This is a genomic window from Synechococcus sp. SynAce01 (assembly GCF_001885215.1).
Taxonomy (GTDB): Bacteria; Cyanobacteriota; Cyanobacteriia; order PCC-6307; family Cyanobiaceae; genus Regnicoccus; species Regnicoccus frigidus.
Map to the genome: position 1 here is coordinate 1300433 of NZ_CP018091.1, position 15830 is coordinate 1316262.

Below are 15830 nucleotides of genomic sequence, written 5' to 3' on the forward strand. Positions count from 1 at the left end.
TTCTCCGATCACGGACTGGCTTGCAATCGCTCCGTCACATCGAAGAGCGGACGGCTGGTATTCCCCCAGCCGTTGGCGGGAAGGAGGGATGGGGCGGCCGGTCCTGGAGCGGCGGCGGCACCAGCGGCAAAGGCCCCGTCCACCCAGGCCAGCAGCAGGCCACCGAGCGCGCCGCCGCCCTCCTCCCCGTAGCGGGAGCCGAGGTTGAAATGATCACCGCCTTCGGCAATCACCAGCCGGTGACCACCACCGGCGGCACCGGCCTCAGCAGCCAGCGGCGTGATCGCCTCAGGGCCAGACGGCACGACCCAGTCGCGGCTGCCACTGACCACCAGGGCGCGGGCATTCATGCCCAGGGCAGCGCCGTAGTTGAACAGCAACGACATCGGTGGACTCACCGCCACCACCGCCTTGACGCGGGGATCGGCCAGCGAGGCCTCGCTGGCCGAACTGATGAAGCTGCACTGCAGCACCCAGCTGAGGTTGCGGGCCGGATCCTTGACATCGCCGCAGCGTTCCTCCAGCAGGGTGGCGCTGGGCTGGGCGCCGGCGAGCTGCAGCACGGTGGTGGCCCCCCACGACTGACCAAGCACCGCGACGAAATCGGTGCGCAGGCCGGCCGCCAACCCGAGCTTGCCGGCGGCGGCACCGTCGATCAACGACGAGACATCGAGGGGCCGCAACCTCAGCTCTGCCGGGCTCGGTGGTGGGGCGGTGCCGGAGAGCATGGCCCGCTGCTGGCTGAGGTCACTGCCGGGATGGCGTGGCAGCAGCACGGTGTAGCCATGGCTGGCCAGATGGCTCGCCCAGCCCTCGAAGCTTTCCGGATCATCCCAGAGCCCATGGGAAATCAAGACCAAACGGCCGTTTCCCGCCCGGCCGGGGCTCACCACCACCACCTGGAGAGGATCGGGGCGATGGCTGACCACCAGGCTGGTCTCGCGCCGCTCCACCGCCAGGGGGCCAGGGCGAACCAGGGAGGGAGCCTGGCGGGCCGCCGCCCCCGCGGCGATCAGCCTGTCGGCCGGTTGCAGCTGGCGGCTGAGGCGCTGGACAGCGAACAGGGCCAGCTCCAGGTCAACGGAGGCCGTCTGGCCGGGCAAGGCCTGGAGCACCGTGAGCATGGTCAGCGGACCCCTGGTGGCGGCGCGATCGAGAACGCGGCGGAGCTCTTCACCATTGATGTCGGCAGGCAGGCCATCGATGCCGCCGATGGCCGAAACCAGCAGCAGGGCCTGGCTGGCCAGGGGCGAATCGGCCGTTTCGCGCACCACCGCCAGCGACTGAATCGGCAGCGGGTAATTGAAGAACTCCAGCAGACGCCGCCCGATCGCCCCGTTGGTGGCTCGATCGAGCTCGGCCAGATCACTGGTGCCGGCGAACAGGCCGCCGGGTGCATTCAGCTCCGACAGGTTGACCGTGAACATGGTGTCCAGCACCGGAATGTTCAGATCGATCTGCTCAAGGGCAGCCGCCGGCCTGGGCGCCCCCCCCATCGAGGCGAGCAGCGCTGCTGCCACGACCAGCCAACGGGTCGGCAACGGAAAACTGGGCGGGCGCACGGTGGCTGGGCGTATTGCCACCATGATCCCCCGACAGGGTCACCCATCGACCGATTTCCAACCAACTCCCTGAACCCGTACGCCAGACAACCGCTTTAATTGGGACGACTCGAAAGGATTGGATGAACCTTTTTGCCCTGTTGGCCCTGGCGGCGCCGCTTCTGATTGGCAGCGGATCTGGCGCGTCCGTTGCCGCCGAGCGCTGCACCTTTCTGCAGCCCATCGGCGGCGATGGCACCACACCGATCGTGAACAAGCAGGTGAGCCGCGCCAAACTTCTCGGCAAGACGAACTGGAACACCGACTTCATCGTCGACCAGCCTTATACCAGTTTCAAGTTCTTCTTCACCGCCAACTCCTCCGATCCAGGCGCAAAATACCCGGTGGAAGGGTTCATGAAGTTCAGCGATGGCTCCAACCTCCAGGTGATCAATGAAGTAATGAATCCACCGATCGGCACAGGCCGCATGTTCGGCCCGTTTGCGGCTGTCGAAGGCAAGCAGGCCAGCCAGATGAATTTCAAGGTGGGCGCCAGCGCCGACCCCAAAGCCCTTGGATTCAGCTATCGCCTCTCCGTTCAGGGCTGCAGCTGACGCCGGGGTTCAGACCGTCGCCCCAGCAACGGCGGGGTGTTGGGCCAGCACCTCTTTGAGGTAGCGGCCGGTGTGGCTGCTGGGGTGCTCGGCCACCTGCTCGGGCGTGCCGGCCGCCACGATCTCGCCACCCTTGTTGCCCCCCTCGGGGCCGAGGTCGATCAGCCAGTCAGCGCAGCGGATTACATCGAGGTTGTGCTCGATCACCACGATCGAATTGCCCTTGTCCACCAGGCGCTGCATCACGTCCATCAGCTTGTGGACGTCGTAGAAGCTGAGGCCGGTGGTGGGCTCGTCGATCAGGTAGAGCGTCTTGCCGGTGGCCCGTTTTGACAGCTCCGTGGCCAACTTGACCCGCTGAGCCTCGCCGCCGGAGAGGGTGGGGGCCGGTTGACCGAGCTTGATGTAGCCCAGCCCCACATCCACCAGGGTGCGCAGCCGATCCGCCGCCTGGGGGATCGCACTGAACACATCGGCAGCCTGCTCCACCGTCATCTGCAGCACCTCAGCGATGGTGTGGCCCTTGTAGGCCACCTGGAGGGTTTCGCGGTTGTAGCGGGCCCCCTTGCAGACATCGCACTGCACATACACATCGGGCAGGAAGTTCATCTCGATCACGTTCACTCCCTGGCCGCTGCAGGCCTCGCAACGTCCCCCTTTGACGTTGAAACTGAATTGCCCCACCTGGTAGCCGCGGGCCTTGGCCTCCACGGTGGCGGCAAACACCTGGCGGATCGGATCGAAGGCACCGGTGTAGGTGGCGGGATTGGAGCGGGGCGTGCGGCCGATCGGGCTCTGATCGATCACGATCACCTTGTCGATCGACTTGATCCCGCGCAGCTCCTGGAGCCCGGAGGGGAAGGGCACCTTGAGGCCGAGCTTGTGCTCCAGGGCCGGATGCAGCAGCTCATTCACCAGGGTGCTCTTGCCGCTGCCGCTGACGCCGGTGATGCAGACCAGACGACCGAGGGGAATGTCGAGATCGAGGTCCTGAAGGTTGTTGCGGCGGCACTGCACCAGGCTGAGCTTGCGGCTGCCGGCGTTGCGGCGCTCCGGCGGTGTGGGGATCGAGCGGCGACCGCTGAGATAGGCACCGGTGATGGAGTCTTCCGCCTCCAGCAGGTTCTGCAGCGAACCCTCAGCCACGATGTGGCCGCCATGTACGCCGGCCCCCGGCCCGATGTCGACCAGATGGTCAGCAGCGCGGATCGTGTCCTCGTCGTGCTCGACCACGATCAGGGTGTTGCCCAGGTCGCGAAGTTTGAACAGGGTGGCGAGCAGGCGGTCGTTGTCGCGCTGGTGCAGGCCGATGCTTGGTTCATCGAGCACGTAGAGCACGCCGGTGAGGCCGGCGCCGATCTGGGTGGCCAAGCGAATGCGCTGGGCCTCGCCACCGGAGAGGGTCATCGCCGGGCGATCGAGGCTGAGGTAGTCGAGCCCCACATCCAGCAGGAACTTCAGCCGCATGCGGATCTCGCGCAGCACCAGATCGCCGATCTGGATCTGGCGCGCGTTGAGCAGGGGAGCTGAACCCTCGGCCGCACCCACACCCATCAGGGCCTCGATGCGCTCCAGGGTGTCGGCCACGCTGACGTTGGTGAGATCCGTGATGCCATAGGGACCCACCTTGACGGCAAGGGCCTCGGGCCGCAGCCGCAGGCCATGGCAGGTGCCGCAGGGCACCAGATCCAGGTACTTCTCCAGCTTCTGGCGGATCGCCTCACCGCTGGCGTCGCGCAGCTGGCGCTCCAGGATCGGCAGGATTCCCTCAAAGGGCCGCAGGTAGCCCGGACCCTTGGCGTAGCGGCTGTCGGCCTGCACGGCGATCGGCTCGGGGCTGCCCTGCAACAGGATCTGCTGCTGCTCCAGCGTGAGCTGGTTCCAGGGCTGTTTGATTTCGAAGCCGAAGGCTTCGCCCACACTGAACAGCAGGGAGAAGTAATAGCTGTTGTCCTTCTCGCTCCAGGGGGCGATCGCCGCATACACCGGCAGGCTCGGATCCGGCACCACCCGCTCAAAGGTGAAGGTACGCAGGTGGCCGAGGCCGTGGCAATCCGGGCAGGCGCCGTAGGGGCTGTTGAACGAGAACAGCCGTGGTGAGAGTTCCTCCATCACCGCGCCATGGACCGGGCAGGCGAAGTTTTCGGAATAGAGCCGCTCCCGCTCCACCCCTTCCGGCGGCTCCTCACCCGCCTTGGGCACCACCTCCACCAGGGCCAAGCCATCGCCCCGTTTCAGGCAGGTGCGCAGCGAATCGGTCAGCCGCTCGGCGATGCCCTCACGGGCCACCAGCCGGTCGACGACGACCTCGATGTGGTGGGCGTGGTTCTTGTCGAGCTCGATGTTGTCGGAGAGCTCACGCACCTCGCCATTGATCCGCACCCGGGCGAAGCCTTCGGCCACCAGGCCGCTGATCAACTTGGCGTGGGTGCCCTTCTTGCCCCGCACCACCGGAGCCAGCAGCTGGTAGCGGGTGCCGTCGGGCAGGGCCAGGATCCGGTCGACCATCTCATCGATGCTCTCCGGCCGGATCGAGCGCTCGCACTGGGGGCAATGGGGCTCACCGGCACGGCCAAAGAGGAGCCGCAGGTAGTCCTGAATCTCGGTGACCGTGCCGACGGTGGAGCGGGGGTTGTGGCTGGTCGACTTCTGGTCAATCGAGATCGCCGGTGAGAGCCCCTCAATGGCATCCACGTCCGGCTTGTCGACCTGGCCAAGGAACTGGCGGGCATAGGCGGACAGACTTTCGACGTAACGACGCTGGCCTTCAGCGAAGATCGTGTCGAAGGCCAGAGAGCTCTTGCCACTGCCACTGACGCCGGTGAACACCACCAGGCTGTTGCGCGGAATGGTGAGGTCGAGGTTGCGCAGGTTGTGCTGGCGGGCGCCCCGCACCCGGATCACGTCTTCGACGCTGCCGTCGAGGTTGAGGGTGTGATCCGCCGTTGGCGCCTGCTTCGGCGAGCCCTTCTTCTTTGCCGCCGGCTTCCCTGCCGGCTTGGGTGCTGTTGTGTCCTGCCCGTTGACGCCAGCCAAGCGACCCATGCCTTCTGTTCGTCAGCCAGTCATTGTACGAAGCCGCACCGGGCGGCGAGTCAGGCCGCGCCCCGGCCCAGCAGGCTGGCGGCGTAGCTGTGGGCCTCACCGGAATCACCACCGGCCAACTCGGCCAGTTCCCGCTGCCGCGCCTGGGTGTCCCGCAGGTGGGACACCCGCGTCAGCGTGCGGCCGTCCTCCACCTGCTTGCTCACCTGGAAGTGGTGGTCGGCGGCGGCCGCAACCAGGGGCTGGTGGGTGACGCAGAACACCTGGCGTTGCTGGGCCAGGCGCCGCAACAGCGCCGCGATCGCGCCGCTCACCCGGCCGCTGACGCCGGCGTCGATTTCATCGAAGAGCAGGGTGACGTGGGGATCGGCCGCCGCCAGGCAGGTGGTGAGCGCCAGCAGGAAGCGGCTCATCTCGCCACCGGAGGCCACCTCCTGCAGCGGGGCCAGGGGCTGGCCGGGGTTGGCCGAGAACAGGAACTGGACCAGATCGGCGCCGTCATCTTTTGGTGCGACGGCCTCCAGCGCCACGCTGAAGCGCACATTGGCGAGGCCAAGCGGTCTGAGTGAATGAGTCAGTTGCTCCTCCAGGAGACGGGCCGCCTCGCTGCGCCTGGTGCTGAGCAGGGCGCAGGCCCGATCCCGCGCGCTGCGGGCAGCGGCCTCAGCGGTCTCCAGGCTTGCGAGCGTCTGGGCTTCGCCGCCGGGGGCCAGCAGCAACCGCAGCTGGTCACGCCGGGCAATCAGGCCGGCGAGATCCTGGCCATGGCGGCGCTCCAGGCCCTTGAGCTGGGCGATCCGCTCCTGCAGACCGGCCAGGCCGGCCGGATCGCTCTCCAGGGCGGCGCCGTAGCGCTCCAGGCCGCGGGCCAGATCCTGCAACTGCTGCAGGGCCTCGCCGCAGCGCTGCTGTAGCGGCTCCAAGCTGCCGTCGAGGGCGGTGATCAGTTGCAGTTCCTGCTCGCAGGCGCCGAGATGGTCGAGAACCGACGGGGCCTGCTCGGCCCCTTCCACCAACCGGCCCAGCAGTAGAATCACCCCCTCCTGCAGCCGCACGCCGTGGGAGAGACGGTCCTGCTCAACTTCAAGCGCCTGCCGCTCGCCTGGATCGTCGAGATGGGCCGCGTCGAGATCCTCGAGCTGCTGCTGCTGAAGCTGGCGGCCTTGCTCCAGTTGCTCGCGATCGGCTCGGGCGGCCTCAAGAGCAGCCGCCGCCTGCTTCCAGCTCTGGTGGGCGGCGCGGACCGGGCCGAGGGCCGCCGCCAGGGGCTCACCGCCAAAGCGATCCAGCCAGCGGCGCTGCTGGCCGGGGCGGGCGAGTTGGCGGGTCTGGCCCTGAACGGTGAGCTCCAGCAGCAGGGGCCGCAGCTCCAGCAGCTGGCTGCGGTTGACGGCCACGCCGTTGAGGCGGCTGCGGCTCTGGATGCGCTCGCCGCTCTGCCGCCACTCACGGCTGAGCAGCAGCTCCGGCTCGTCGCCATCCAGGTTGCCATCGAGCTGCTGGGCCTGGAGCCAGGCCTGCAGCGGCGGCGAAGAGGCAAAACTGGCCTCAATCAGGCCACGGTCACAGCCCTGGCGCAGCAAGCGGCTGCCCTGGTTGGCCGGGCCGCCGCCAAGCAGGGCATCCAAGGCATCGAGCAGCAGCGACTTGCCGGCACCGGTTTCGCCGGTGAGCACCGTAAAGCCCCGGTCGAAGCTGAGCTCCAGGCCGTCAATCAGAGCGATGTTCTCAAGGCGCAGACCCGTGAGCACCAGGGTCTCCGGTCAGGGACCCGACCGTAGCGAGGGTTGGATTCGTTTAGAAGGGAATCAACGATTCCTGAGGGGGCGATTGACTCTCCCGACCACGACGGGGCTCAGCGATTTCACCGAAGCCGCTGGCCTGCTCCGCTACGACCCGGCCGCCATCAGTCGGATTTATGCCGGCCATCCCAGGCGGCTGTTCCGGCGGGTCTGGCAGACCCTGGTGCCGATCGGTCTGTTTCTGCTCGGTGTGGGTTTCGATCGCTTCAGCGGCCGGCTGGCCAACAAGGAGCGTGCCCAGGCCAGGGCGCGGCAATGCACTGAGCTGCTGGCCAGCCTCGGCCCGGCCTTCATCAAGGCCGGCCAGGCCCTCTCCTCACGTCCCGACATCGTGCCGCCGCTGTTGCTCGATGAGCTCGCCGGCCTGCAAGACCAGCTGCCGGGCTTCGACAGTGAGCTGGCGATGGCCTGCATCGAAGAAGACCTGGGGGCAGCGGTGGGTGAGATCTACGCCCAGCTCGATCGTGAACCGATCTCGGCGGCCTCCCTGGGCCAGGTGCACCGCGGCCGGCTCAAGGATGGCCAGGCGGTGGCGGTGAAGGTGCAGCGTCCGGGGCTGCGCGAGCAGATCACGCTCGATCTCTACATCGTGCGCAACATCGCCAGCTGGCTGAATCGCAACGTCAGCCTGATCCGCAGCGACCTGGTCGCCCTGATCGACGAGCTCGGCATGCGGGTGTTCGAGGAGATGGACTATCTCCACGAAGCGGAGAATGCCGAAGCCTTCGCCAGGCTCCACCAGCACAATCCCCGCATCGCCGTGCCGGCCATCTACCGCCAGGCCACCAGCCGGCGGGTGCTGACGATGGAATGGATTGATGGGGTCAAGCTCACCAACCTCAAGGCCGTCGAAGCCCTCGGCATCGACCCCGATGACATGGTCCAGGTGGGGGTGAACTGCTGCCTGGAGCAACTGCTGGAACACGGCTTCTTCCACGCCGATCCCCACCCCGGCAACCTGCTGGCGATGGCCGACGGCCGGCTGGCCTTCCTGGATTTCGGCATGATGAGCGAAGTGAGCCGGGCCTCACGCACCGGCCTGATCCAGGCGGTGGTGCACCTGGTCAACCGAAATTTCGATGCGCTCTCCACCGATTTCGTCACCCTCGGTTTCCTGGGCGAGAAGGTGAACCTGGCACCGATCGTGCCGGCGTTCGAGTCGGTGTTCGGCCAGGCCCTGGAGATGGGGGTGAGCCGGATGGATTTCAAGGCCGTCACCGACGACCTCTCCGGGGTGATGTATCGCTTCCCCTTTCAGGTACCGCCCTATTACGCCCTGATCATTCGTTCGCTGGTGACGCTGGAGGGCATTGCCTTGAGCGTGGATCCGGAGTTCAAGATCCTCGGTGCCGCCTATCCCTACTTCGCCCGTCGGCTGATGGAGGATCCCGACCCGGATCTTCGCCGCAGCTTGCGCGAGATGCTCTTCGACGGTGACGACTTCCGCTGGCAGCGGCTGGAGAGCCTGATCAGCAGCGCTTCCCTGCAGGAGCAGCTGGATGTGGAGGGATTGCTGGATCAGGTGCTGGATTTCCTCTTCTCCGCCAACGGTGGGATGCTGCGCCAGCAGCTGGTGGACGGCCTGGTGGATCAGGTCGATGCGCTCGGTTGGCGGGCGTTTCAGAGGCTGGGTCGGCGACTGCCGAAGCGGTTGCAGCCCCCCGGGCTGCGCTCCAGGCCCGTGGTCGCCATCGAGAGCGATCCGTTACTGAACCTGGAGCCCATTCAACCCCTGCTGGAGATCCTGCGCCAACTGCCGGGTTTCGAGCCCCAACTGCTGCTGAACCGCCTGCCACGACTGCTGGCCGAACCGGACCTGCGCCGCATGGGCGTCAAGGTGGCCCAAGGGTTGGCCGAACGCAGCGTGGTACGGCTGCTGCGGGACGTGCTTGTGACCCAGGAGATCCGTAGCGAAGCGGGATTGACGCCAGCGACAAGCTTCTAGAGTTCGGCTGCGAACAGGAACGCACCTTGCCCAAACGCTCGAAACTCCTTGGGGCCCTGCTCGGTCTCAGTCTCAGCCTGGCTGGGCCAGGGCTGCAGGCGGCCGAGCAGATCGTTTTGGTGAGCGGAGCCTTCCGCCGCTCGATTCCTGTGGCCGATTTCACCCATCTCGCTGAAACAGGCCAGGCCAGGGGCCTTCTGGCCGATCTGCTCAGCTTGAGCCGCCAAGATCCTGCTGAGGTTTCGAAGCTACTGAATCAGCCTGTGTCACTGCCGCTGGTGCTGACCAGCCGCCTGCTGGGCACTCGAATCGGCGAGGTTCTGCTGGAGCGTCTGGCCCGGATCATCGCGCCACTCAGCGCTCCTCAGACTGGCGTTCCGGCACTCCGGGCCGCCGTGATCCTGGGTCTCCATGCAGGCGACGGCACGATCACCCCAGTCGGCTTCCTGCAGGCCTACCCGGTTAATGAATTGGCGATCAGCCTGCCGGCCCTGGTTGCCCTAGCTGACAAGGCCAGTTCGATTGCCGATCTGGTGCGCTTCTTCTCGGAATCACCGCTCGATGGCCTGCGCGAGGAGGCTGAGCCTCCAGCCCAACCGAAGGAGCCCTGAGCCGGCGCGTAGATTCGAATCCGCCCCTTTTGCTTCGATCGTGCCCGTTCTCTCCGCTCTCAGACGTCTGGGCGCGAGGCCGACGATGCAGGACTGGCCAGGTCTGATCGAAGCCTATCGGCGCTGGTTGCCGGTCACCGATCAGACGCCGGTGGTGACCCTGCGCGAGGGGGCGACCCCCTTGATCCCGGCCCCATCGCTTGCTGAGCGCATCGGACGTGGCGTCCGGGTCTTTCTCAAATACGACGGCCTCAATCCCACCGGCAGCTTCAAGGATCGGGGGATGACGATGGCGGTGAGCAAGGCCAAAGAAGCGGGCGCCGAAGCGGTGATCTGCGCCAGCACCGGCAACACCTCAGCCGCCGCCGCCGCCTATGCCCGCCGCGGCGGCATGCGGGCCTTTGTGATCATCCCCGACGGCTATGTCTCCCAGGGGAAACTGGCCCAGGCCCTGGTGTACGGCGCCGAAGTGCTGGCCGTGAAAGGCAACTTCGATCGGGCCCTTTCGATCGTGCGCGAGCTGGCCGATCGCTATCCGGTCACCCTGGTGAACTCGGTCAATCCCTACCGCCTGCAGGGCCAGAAGACAGCGGCCTTCGAGGTGGTCGATGCCCTCGGTGAGGCCCCGGACTGGCTCTGCATTCCGATGGGCAACGCCGGCAATATCAGCGCCTATTGGATGGGTTTTCAGGAGTATCAGGCGGCGGGCCACTGCCGCCGCCTGCCGCGGATGATGGGCTTCCAATCGAGCGGCTCAGCGCCGCTGGTGCTGGGCCACACCGTGGAGCAGCCCGACACCATTGCCACGGCGATCCGGATCGGCAATCCCGCCAATCGCGAGAAGGCCCTGTTGGTGCGCGAACAGAGCGGTGGCGCCTTCCAGGCCGTGACCGACCAGGCCATCCTGGAGGCCTACAAGCTGCTGGGCCGCGAGGAAGGCATCTTCTGCGAGCCCGCCAGTGCCGCCTCGGTGGCCGGACTGCTGCAACACAGTGATGAGCTGCCAGCAGGCGCCACGGTGGTGTGTGTGCTCACCGGCAATGGCCTCAAGGATCCCGCCACCGCCATCGACAACAGCGACGGCAGCTTCCACGCCGGCCTGGACCCTGAGGTGGATGTGGTGGCCTCTGTGATGGGCTTCTGAGCGCTCCGGCGCCGACAACCTGCTGACTGCTTACCGCGATGTCGAGGACATGGCTGAGGGCATCGCCTGCGGAGAACGGCCACGAGCTGCTGAAACAGGCTGGCCACTGCGGGGGTGTCGGCATGCCTCCAATCGCACCACCGCAAACATCTCCAGAGGCCTGAAACCGGTCGTTAGGCCATGACTGCGGCAGAAAAAGCCTTAGCCAGTCGAGGAACTGGCCGAAATCGGGCTGCGGAAAACCGCGCCGGCATCGGGGAGAACCGGCAGAGAACTCGACCGCCGAAGTGCGCCAACGTTTCCCCCAGGCAGGGGAATTTGTGGGAAACGTTTGATCAAGGGTTCATGGTCTTTTTCATTCCCCAATCAACAAAGCTGAAAAACCTTGAAATCACTGGGCTTCAAACGTTTTCCACCGGTTTCCACAACCCCTACGGCTACGGGTCTTTTCTTCTTTTTTTTAATCCTTTTAAACCCGTAGTGAGCAGAAGCAAAAAGAGCGTGATCGCCCTGGCTTGTGGCTCTGTGCCGTTGCGGATGGAGCCCGGTTGTGGAACCGTGGTGGGGCCTGTGGCGGGGTGTCTGTCCCCGATGTGTCAAACGCCATGAAGCTGGTCTGCTCCCAGAGCGAACTGAGCACCAGCCTTCAGCTGGTCAGCCGGGCGGTCGCCAGTCGTCCGACCCACCCCGTGCTCGCCAACGTGCTGCTCACCGCTGATGCCGGCACCGGCCGGCTCAGCCTCACCGGCTTCGATCTCAGCCTCGGCATCCAGACGAGCCTGCCGGCGGCGGTGGAAACCAGCGGCGCCATCACCCTGCCCTCCCGCCTGTTCGGCGAGATCGTCTCGCGGCTCTCGCCCGAAAGCCCGATCACGCTCAGCTGCGAGGAAGGCCAGGAGCAGGTGGAGCTCACCAGCCTCTCGGGCAGCTACCAGATGCGGGGCTTATCGGCCGAAGACTTTCCCGATCTGCCGTTGCTGCAGACCGGCGCCCCGATCCGCCTCAACGTGGATGCGCTGGTGAAAGGCCTGCGCGCCACCTTGTTTGCCAGCAGCGGCGATGAGGCCAAGCAACTGCTCACCGGCGTGCACCTCGGCCTGGAGGCCCGCGGCCTGGAATGCGCCGCCACCGACGGCCATCGCCTCTCGGTGCTGCGCCTCGACAATGCCGCCCAACCCTCTGACAACCAACCCAGCGACAGTGAGGCCAGCGAGAGCTTTGCCGTGACGGTGCCAGCCCGTTCCCTGCGCGAACTGGAGCGCCTGCTCTCCGGCCGTCAGTCGCAGGAGCCGGTGAGCCTGTATTGCGACCGGGGCCAGGTGGTGTTCCTCTGGGCCGACCAGGTGCTCACCAGCCGCAGCCTTGATGGCACCTACCCCAACTACGGCCAGCTGATCCCCACCAGCTTCAGCCGCAGCCTGGAAGTGGATCGTCGCGGTTTCATCACCGCCTTGGAGCGGGTGGCCGTGCTCGCCGATCAACACAACAACGTGGTGAAAATCAGCAGTGATCCGGCCGCCGGCCGCCTGCAGATCAGCGCCGATGCCCAGGACGTGGGTTCGGGCGCCGAGGAATTGGCCGCCGTGGTGAGCGGGGAGGCGATCGCCATCGCCTTCAACGTCCGCTACGTGCTCGAAGGGCTCAAGGCGATGGCCGCCGAACGGGTGGAGCTGCGCTGCAATGCCCCCACCACCCCAGCCGTTCTCGTGCCGGTGGAGGATCCCGGCTACACCTATCTGGTGATGCCCGTGCAGATCCGCAGCTGATCCCGTGCCCCTCCCCCAGCAGTTGCTGCTCAGTGACCTGCTGCGATTGCGGGTGCGTTGCGATCAGGGTCTGGAGCATGGCGCCGGCCTGATCGGCTGGATGCACCCGCCGGTGCACCGGCTGCTGGGCTGGGCGAGCAAGCCTTCCGCCTTCGGTGGCCGCCGTCTGATCTGGCGGCTGAACCAGCTGCGCGGCCTCAGTGAGCTCGAAGCGATGGTGCAGGGGGAGCCAGCTGAAACCGAGCAAAGCGTTCTCGATCGCCTGCCCACCCTGTTCGACGCGGCTTTAACCGGCAGCGATGGCAGCGTGCTCGCCACGGTGGTGGATGCGGCGGTGGAGCTGCGCACGGGCCGGATCCTGCATTACCTGGTGGCCCGCAGCGATCCCCGCCTACCGGGCAGCAGCCGCTGGCGACTGACGCCCGATCGCATCGTCGATCAGCAACCGGGCCTGGTGGCCACCGGCCTGGCCGGCCTCGACGACCTGCCGCTGGCGCGGGCCAGTGTGCGCCAGGAGCTGCTGCGCCGGTCTCGCCGCTGGAGGGATCAGATGGGCGAGGAAACCAGCCGGTTGCGTGGCCAGTTTCAGCAGGTGGGTGATCGCTTTGAGGAGCGGCTGGAGGGCTGGCTGGAAGAGCCCCGTTGGGATGACCCCGATCCCCGCGAGCCCAGCGATTCCGCTGAACCCAGCCCCCACGGCCCCCGGGCCAGCGATCCCCTTGATGACTGGGACGAAGCCGGTTGGTTAGAGCCGGAAGCTGAACGCGAATTTGAACCCGAGCTGGAACCTGACTTCGAACAGGATTTCGAACAGGAGCTGGAACAGGACGATCATCCGGATGCCCCCGCGGCGGCCCGGCGCAGCCACGACTCCAGTCGCGATCCCGATCCCTGGGTCTGAGGGCCGGATCGCCCTCCGTCAGACTGAACTCCTGTCGTCGGCCTTGCCGTGGTTGCTTCCTCGCCTTTTTCGGTGGCCGATGCCCTGCGGCGCGAAGGGCTCTCCCAGGCCGATTACGAGGAGATCGTGCGGCGGCTGGGCCGGGAGCCGAACCGGGCTGAGCTGGGCATGTTCGGGGTGATGTGGTCGGAGCACTGCTGCTACCGCAACTCCAGGCCCCTGCTGAGCGGTTTTCCCACCACCGGGCCCCGGGTGCTGGTGGGGCCAGGCGAGAACGCCGGTGTGGTGGATCTGGGCGAGGGCCAGCGGCTTGCCTTCAAGATCGAGAGCCATAACCACCCCTCGGCGGTGGAGCCGTTCCAGGGGGCGGCCACCGGCGTGGGCGGCATCCTGCGCGACATCTTCACCATGGGCGCCCGACCGATTGCCCTGCTCAATGCCCTCCGTTTTGGCCCCCTCGACGACCCCCGCAACGTTGGCCTGATCGAGGGCGTGGTGGCCGGCATCGCCCACTACGGCAATTGCGTTGGCGTACCCACCGTGGGCGGAGAAGTGGCCTTCGATCCCAGCTACAGCGGCAACCCCTTGGTGAACGCCATGGCCCTGGGGCTGATGGAAACCGAGGAGATCGTCTGCTCGGGGGCGGCCGGGGTCGGCAATCCGGTGGTCTATGTGGGCAGCACCACCGGCCGCGATGGCATGGGCGGGGCCAGCTTTGCCTCGGCCGAGCTCAGCGCCGCCTCTCTCGACGATCGCCCCGCCGTGCAGGTGGGTGATCCCTTCCTCGAGAAGGGTTTGATTGAGGCCTGCCTGGAGGCTTTCAAGAGCGGGGATGTGGTGGCCGCCCAGGACATGGGCGCCGCCGGGCTCACCTGCAGTTGTTCGGAGATGGCGGCCAAGGGTGGCCTGGGGATCGAGCTGGATCTCGATTTGGTGCCGGCGCGAGAAACGGGAATGACGGCCTACGAGTTCCTGCTCTCGGAATCCCAGGAGCGCATGCTGTTCGTGGTGAAACCAGGCCGCGAGGAGGCGCTGATGGCGCGCTTTCGCCGCTGGGGCCTGCAGGCTGCCGTGGTGGGACGGGTGCTGGAAGAGAACGTGGTGCGGGTGCTGCAACACGGTGCGGTGGCGGCCGAGGTGCCAGCCAATGCCTTGGCCGATGACACCCCGATCAACCACCATGAATTGCTCGCTGAGCCACCGGCGGAGATCCAGCGCCACTGGCAATGGCGGGAAGGCAGCCTGCCGCCGGCGCTGCGCGAAGGCATCACCCCCGCTAGCGGCCAGCTCCTGCCGTGGGGCGCGGTTCTCAAGGCATTGCTGGATGACCCCACCATCGCCAGCAAGCGCTGGGTTTACCGCCAGTACGACCAGCAGGTGCAGGCCAACACGGTGCTGTTGCCGGGTGGCGCTGATGCGGCGGTGCTGCGGCTGCGGCCCCAGGACGGGGAAGGGGCGCTTCAGGCCTCCAGCCGGGGCGTGGCCGCCACGGTGGATTGCCCCAACCGCTGGGTGGCGCTCGATCCGCAGCGCGGTGCGATCGCGGCGGTGGCAGAGGCGGCCCGCAACCTCAGTTGCGTCGGCGCCGAGCCGCTGGCTGTCACCGACAACCTCAATTTCCCTTCACCGGAAACACCCACCGGCTACTGGCAGCTGGCGATGGCCTGTCGGGGGATCTCCGAGGCCTGCACGGCCCTGGCCACGCCGGTCACCGGCGGCAATGTCTCCCTCTACAACGAAACGCGCCGGCCCGATGGCGGCCTCCAGCCGATCCAGCCCACGCCGGTGGTGGGCATGGTGGGTTTGGTTCACGACCTCACCCGGGTGACGGGCCTGGCCTGGAAGCAGGCCGGCGACACGATCTGGCTGCTGGGCGTGCCGCTGGAAACCGGCCCGGACAACCAGGCCAAGCAAGCCTCCGAGGATCGACTCGGGCTGGCCGGCAGCAGTTACCTCGAGCGGATCCATGGACGGGTCACGGGCCGCCCGCCCCGCACCGATCTGGCCCTGGAGTGCCGCGTGCAGGCCTTGCTGCGCGAAGCGATCAGCCAGGGCCTGCTGGCCTCCGCCCACGACCTCAGCGACGGCGGCCTGGCGGTGGCCGCGGCCGAGTGCTGCATCGCCTCGGGCCTGGGGGCCGAGCTGGCCTTGCCGACTGGCGACTGCCGCCTGGATCGGCTCCTGTTCGCCGAAGGCGGTGCCCGGGTGCTGGTGAGTGTGTCGCCGGCGCGGCTGCCGCAGTGGCAGGCGCTGCTGGCCTCCAAGCTGCCGGAAGCTGAACCCGGCCAGCCGGCGTTTCCCGCCCAACCGCTCGGCCAGGTGGCCGCCGATGGCCGGCTGCAGATCAGCGCTGGCGGCGCGGCGCTGCTGGGCGAGCAGGTGGACGACCTGGCCGAGATCTATGAGCAGGCCTTGCCCAGTCGTCTGGCTGCCACGGCCTGAGGCACAATGCAAGCAGCAC

General features: G+C 67.0%; 11 protein-coding genes. 8 read left to right on the forward strand and 3 right to left on the reverse strand.

Annotated features, from left to right (window positions below):
- Positions 1-8: 8 nt before the first annotated feature.
- Complete coding sequence (locus BM449_RS06890) at positions 9-1586, reverse strand: dienelactone hydrolase (protein ID WP_083544447.1); 1578 nt, start codon at positions 1584-1586, stop codon at positions 9-11.
- A 98-nt stretch (positions 1587-1684) separates the two neighbouring features.
- Here BM449_RS06890 and BM449_RS06895 point away from each other — a divergent pair, with 98 nt between their 5' ends.
- Positions 1685-2155, forward strand: coding sequence for a hypothetical protein (locus BM449_RS06895; RefSeq protein WP_071800619.1), 471 nt, complete (start codon positions 1685-1687; stop codon positions 2153-2155).
- A 9-nt stretch (positions 2156-2164) separates the two neighbouring features.
- Here the strand turns inward: BM449_RS06895 and uvrA are convergent, their stop codons facing one another.
- Positions 2165-5200, reverse strand: a complete 3036-nt coding sequence (uvrA, locus tag BM449_RS06900; protein WP_071800620.1) for an excinuclease ABC subunit UvrA — start codon at positions 5198-5200, stop codon at positions 2165-2167.
- Positions 5201-5250: 50 nt separating this feature from the next.
- Positions 5251-6951, reverse strand: coding sequence for a DNA repair protein RecN (recN, locus tag BM449_RS06905; RefSeq protein ID WP_071800621.1), 1701 nt, complete (start codon positions 6949-6951; stop codon positions 5251-5253).
- A 79-nt stretch (positions 6952-7030) separates the two neighbouring features.
- On the opposite strand from recN, the gene BM449_RS06910 reads away from it, so the two are divergent.
- The 7 genes from BM449_RS06910 (at position 7031) to purL (ending at position 15811) form a co-directional block, all read left to right on the forward strand.
- Positions 7031-8947 (forward strand): AarF/ABC1/UbiB kinase family protein, encoded by a 1917-nt coding sequence (locus tag BM449_RS06910; protein ID WP_071800622.1) that lies wholly within the window; start codon positions 7031-7033, stop codon positions 8945-8947.
- 26 nt (positions 8948-8973) lie between these two features.
- Positions 8974-9558 carry an alpha/beta hydrolase gene (locus BM449_RS06915; RefSeq protein ID WP_071800623.1) on the forward strand — a complete coding sequence of 195 codons (585 nt, stop codon included), beginning with the start codon at positions 8974-8976 and terminating at the stop codon, positions 9556-9558.
- 85 nt (positions 9559-9643) lie between these two features.
- Positions 9644-10702: a threonine synthase gene (gene thrC / locus BM449_RS06920; protein ID WP_071800624.1), complete on the forward strand. Its 1059-nt coding sequence runs from the start codon at positions 9644-9646 to the stop codon at positions 10700-10702.
- A gap of 180 nt (positions 10703-10882) precedes the next feature.
- A complete protein-coding gene (locus tag BM449_RS14970) occupies positions 10883-11311 on the forward strand; it encodes a hypothetical protein (RefSeq protein ID WP_145536842.1) in 429 nt (142 codons plus the stop codon).
- Positions 11308-12468 (forward strand): DNA polymerase III subunit beta, encoded by a 1161-nt coding sequence (gene dnaN / locus BM449_RS06925; RefSeq protein WP_071800625.1) that lies wholly within the window; start codon positions 11308-11310, stop codon positions 12466-12468. Before BM449_RS14970 ends, dnaN begins: the two co-directional genes overlap by 4 nt.
- Before the next feature lie 4 nt (positions 12469-12472).
- Positions 12473-13369, forward strand: coding sequence for an RNA methyltransferase (locus BM449_RS06930; RefSeq protein ID WP_233831191.1), 897 nt, complete (start codon positions 12473-12475; stop codon positions 13367-13369).
- 48 nt (positions 13370-13417) lie between these two features.
- Positions 13418-15811: a phosphoribosylformylglycinamidine synthase subunit PurL gene (gene purL / locus BM449_RS06935; RefSeq protein WP_071800626.1), complete on the forward strand. Its 2394-nt coding sequence runs from the start codon at positions 13418-13420 to the stop codon at positions 15809-15811.
- Positions 15812-15830 lie beyond the last annotated feature (19 nt).

Bases quoted from the DNA above. Each gene is read 5' to 3' on its own strand.
- BM449_RS06890 (WP_083544447.1), bottom strand. From the start codon at position 1,586: ATGGTGGCAATACGCCCAGCCACCGTGCGCCCGCCCAGTTTTCCGTTG.
- BM449_RS06895 (WP_071800619.1), top strand. From the start codon at position 1,685: ATGAACCTTTTTGCCCTGTTGGCCCTGGCGGCGCCGCTTCTGATTGGC.
- BM449_RS14970 (WP_145536842.1), top strand. From the start codon at position 10,883: ATGACTGCGGCAGAAAAAGCCTTAGCCAGTCGAGGAACTGGCCGAAAT.
- thrC (WP_071800624.1), top strand. From the start codon at position 9,644: ATGCAGGACTGGCCAGGTCTGATCGAAGCCTATCGGCGCTGGTTGCCG.
- uvrA (WP_071800620.1), bottom strand. From the start codon at position 5,200: ATGGGTCGCTTGGCTGGCGTCAACGGGCAGGACACAACAGCACCCAAG.
- dnaN (WP_071800625.1), top strand. From the start codon at position 11,308: ATGAAGCTGGTCTGCTCCCAGAGCGAACTGAGCACCAGCCTTCAGCTG.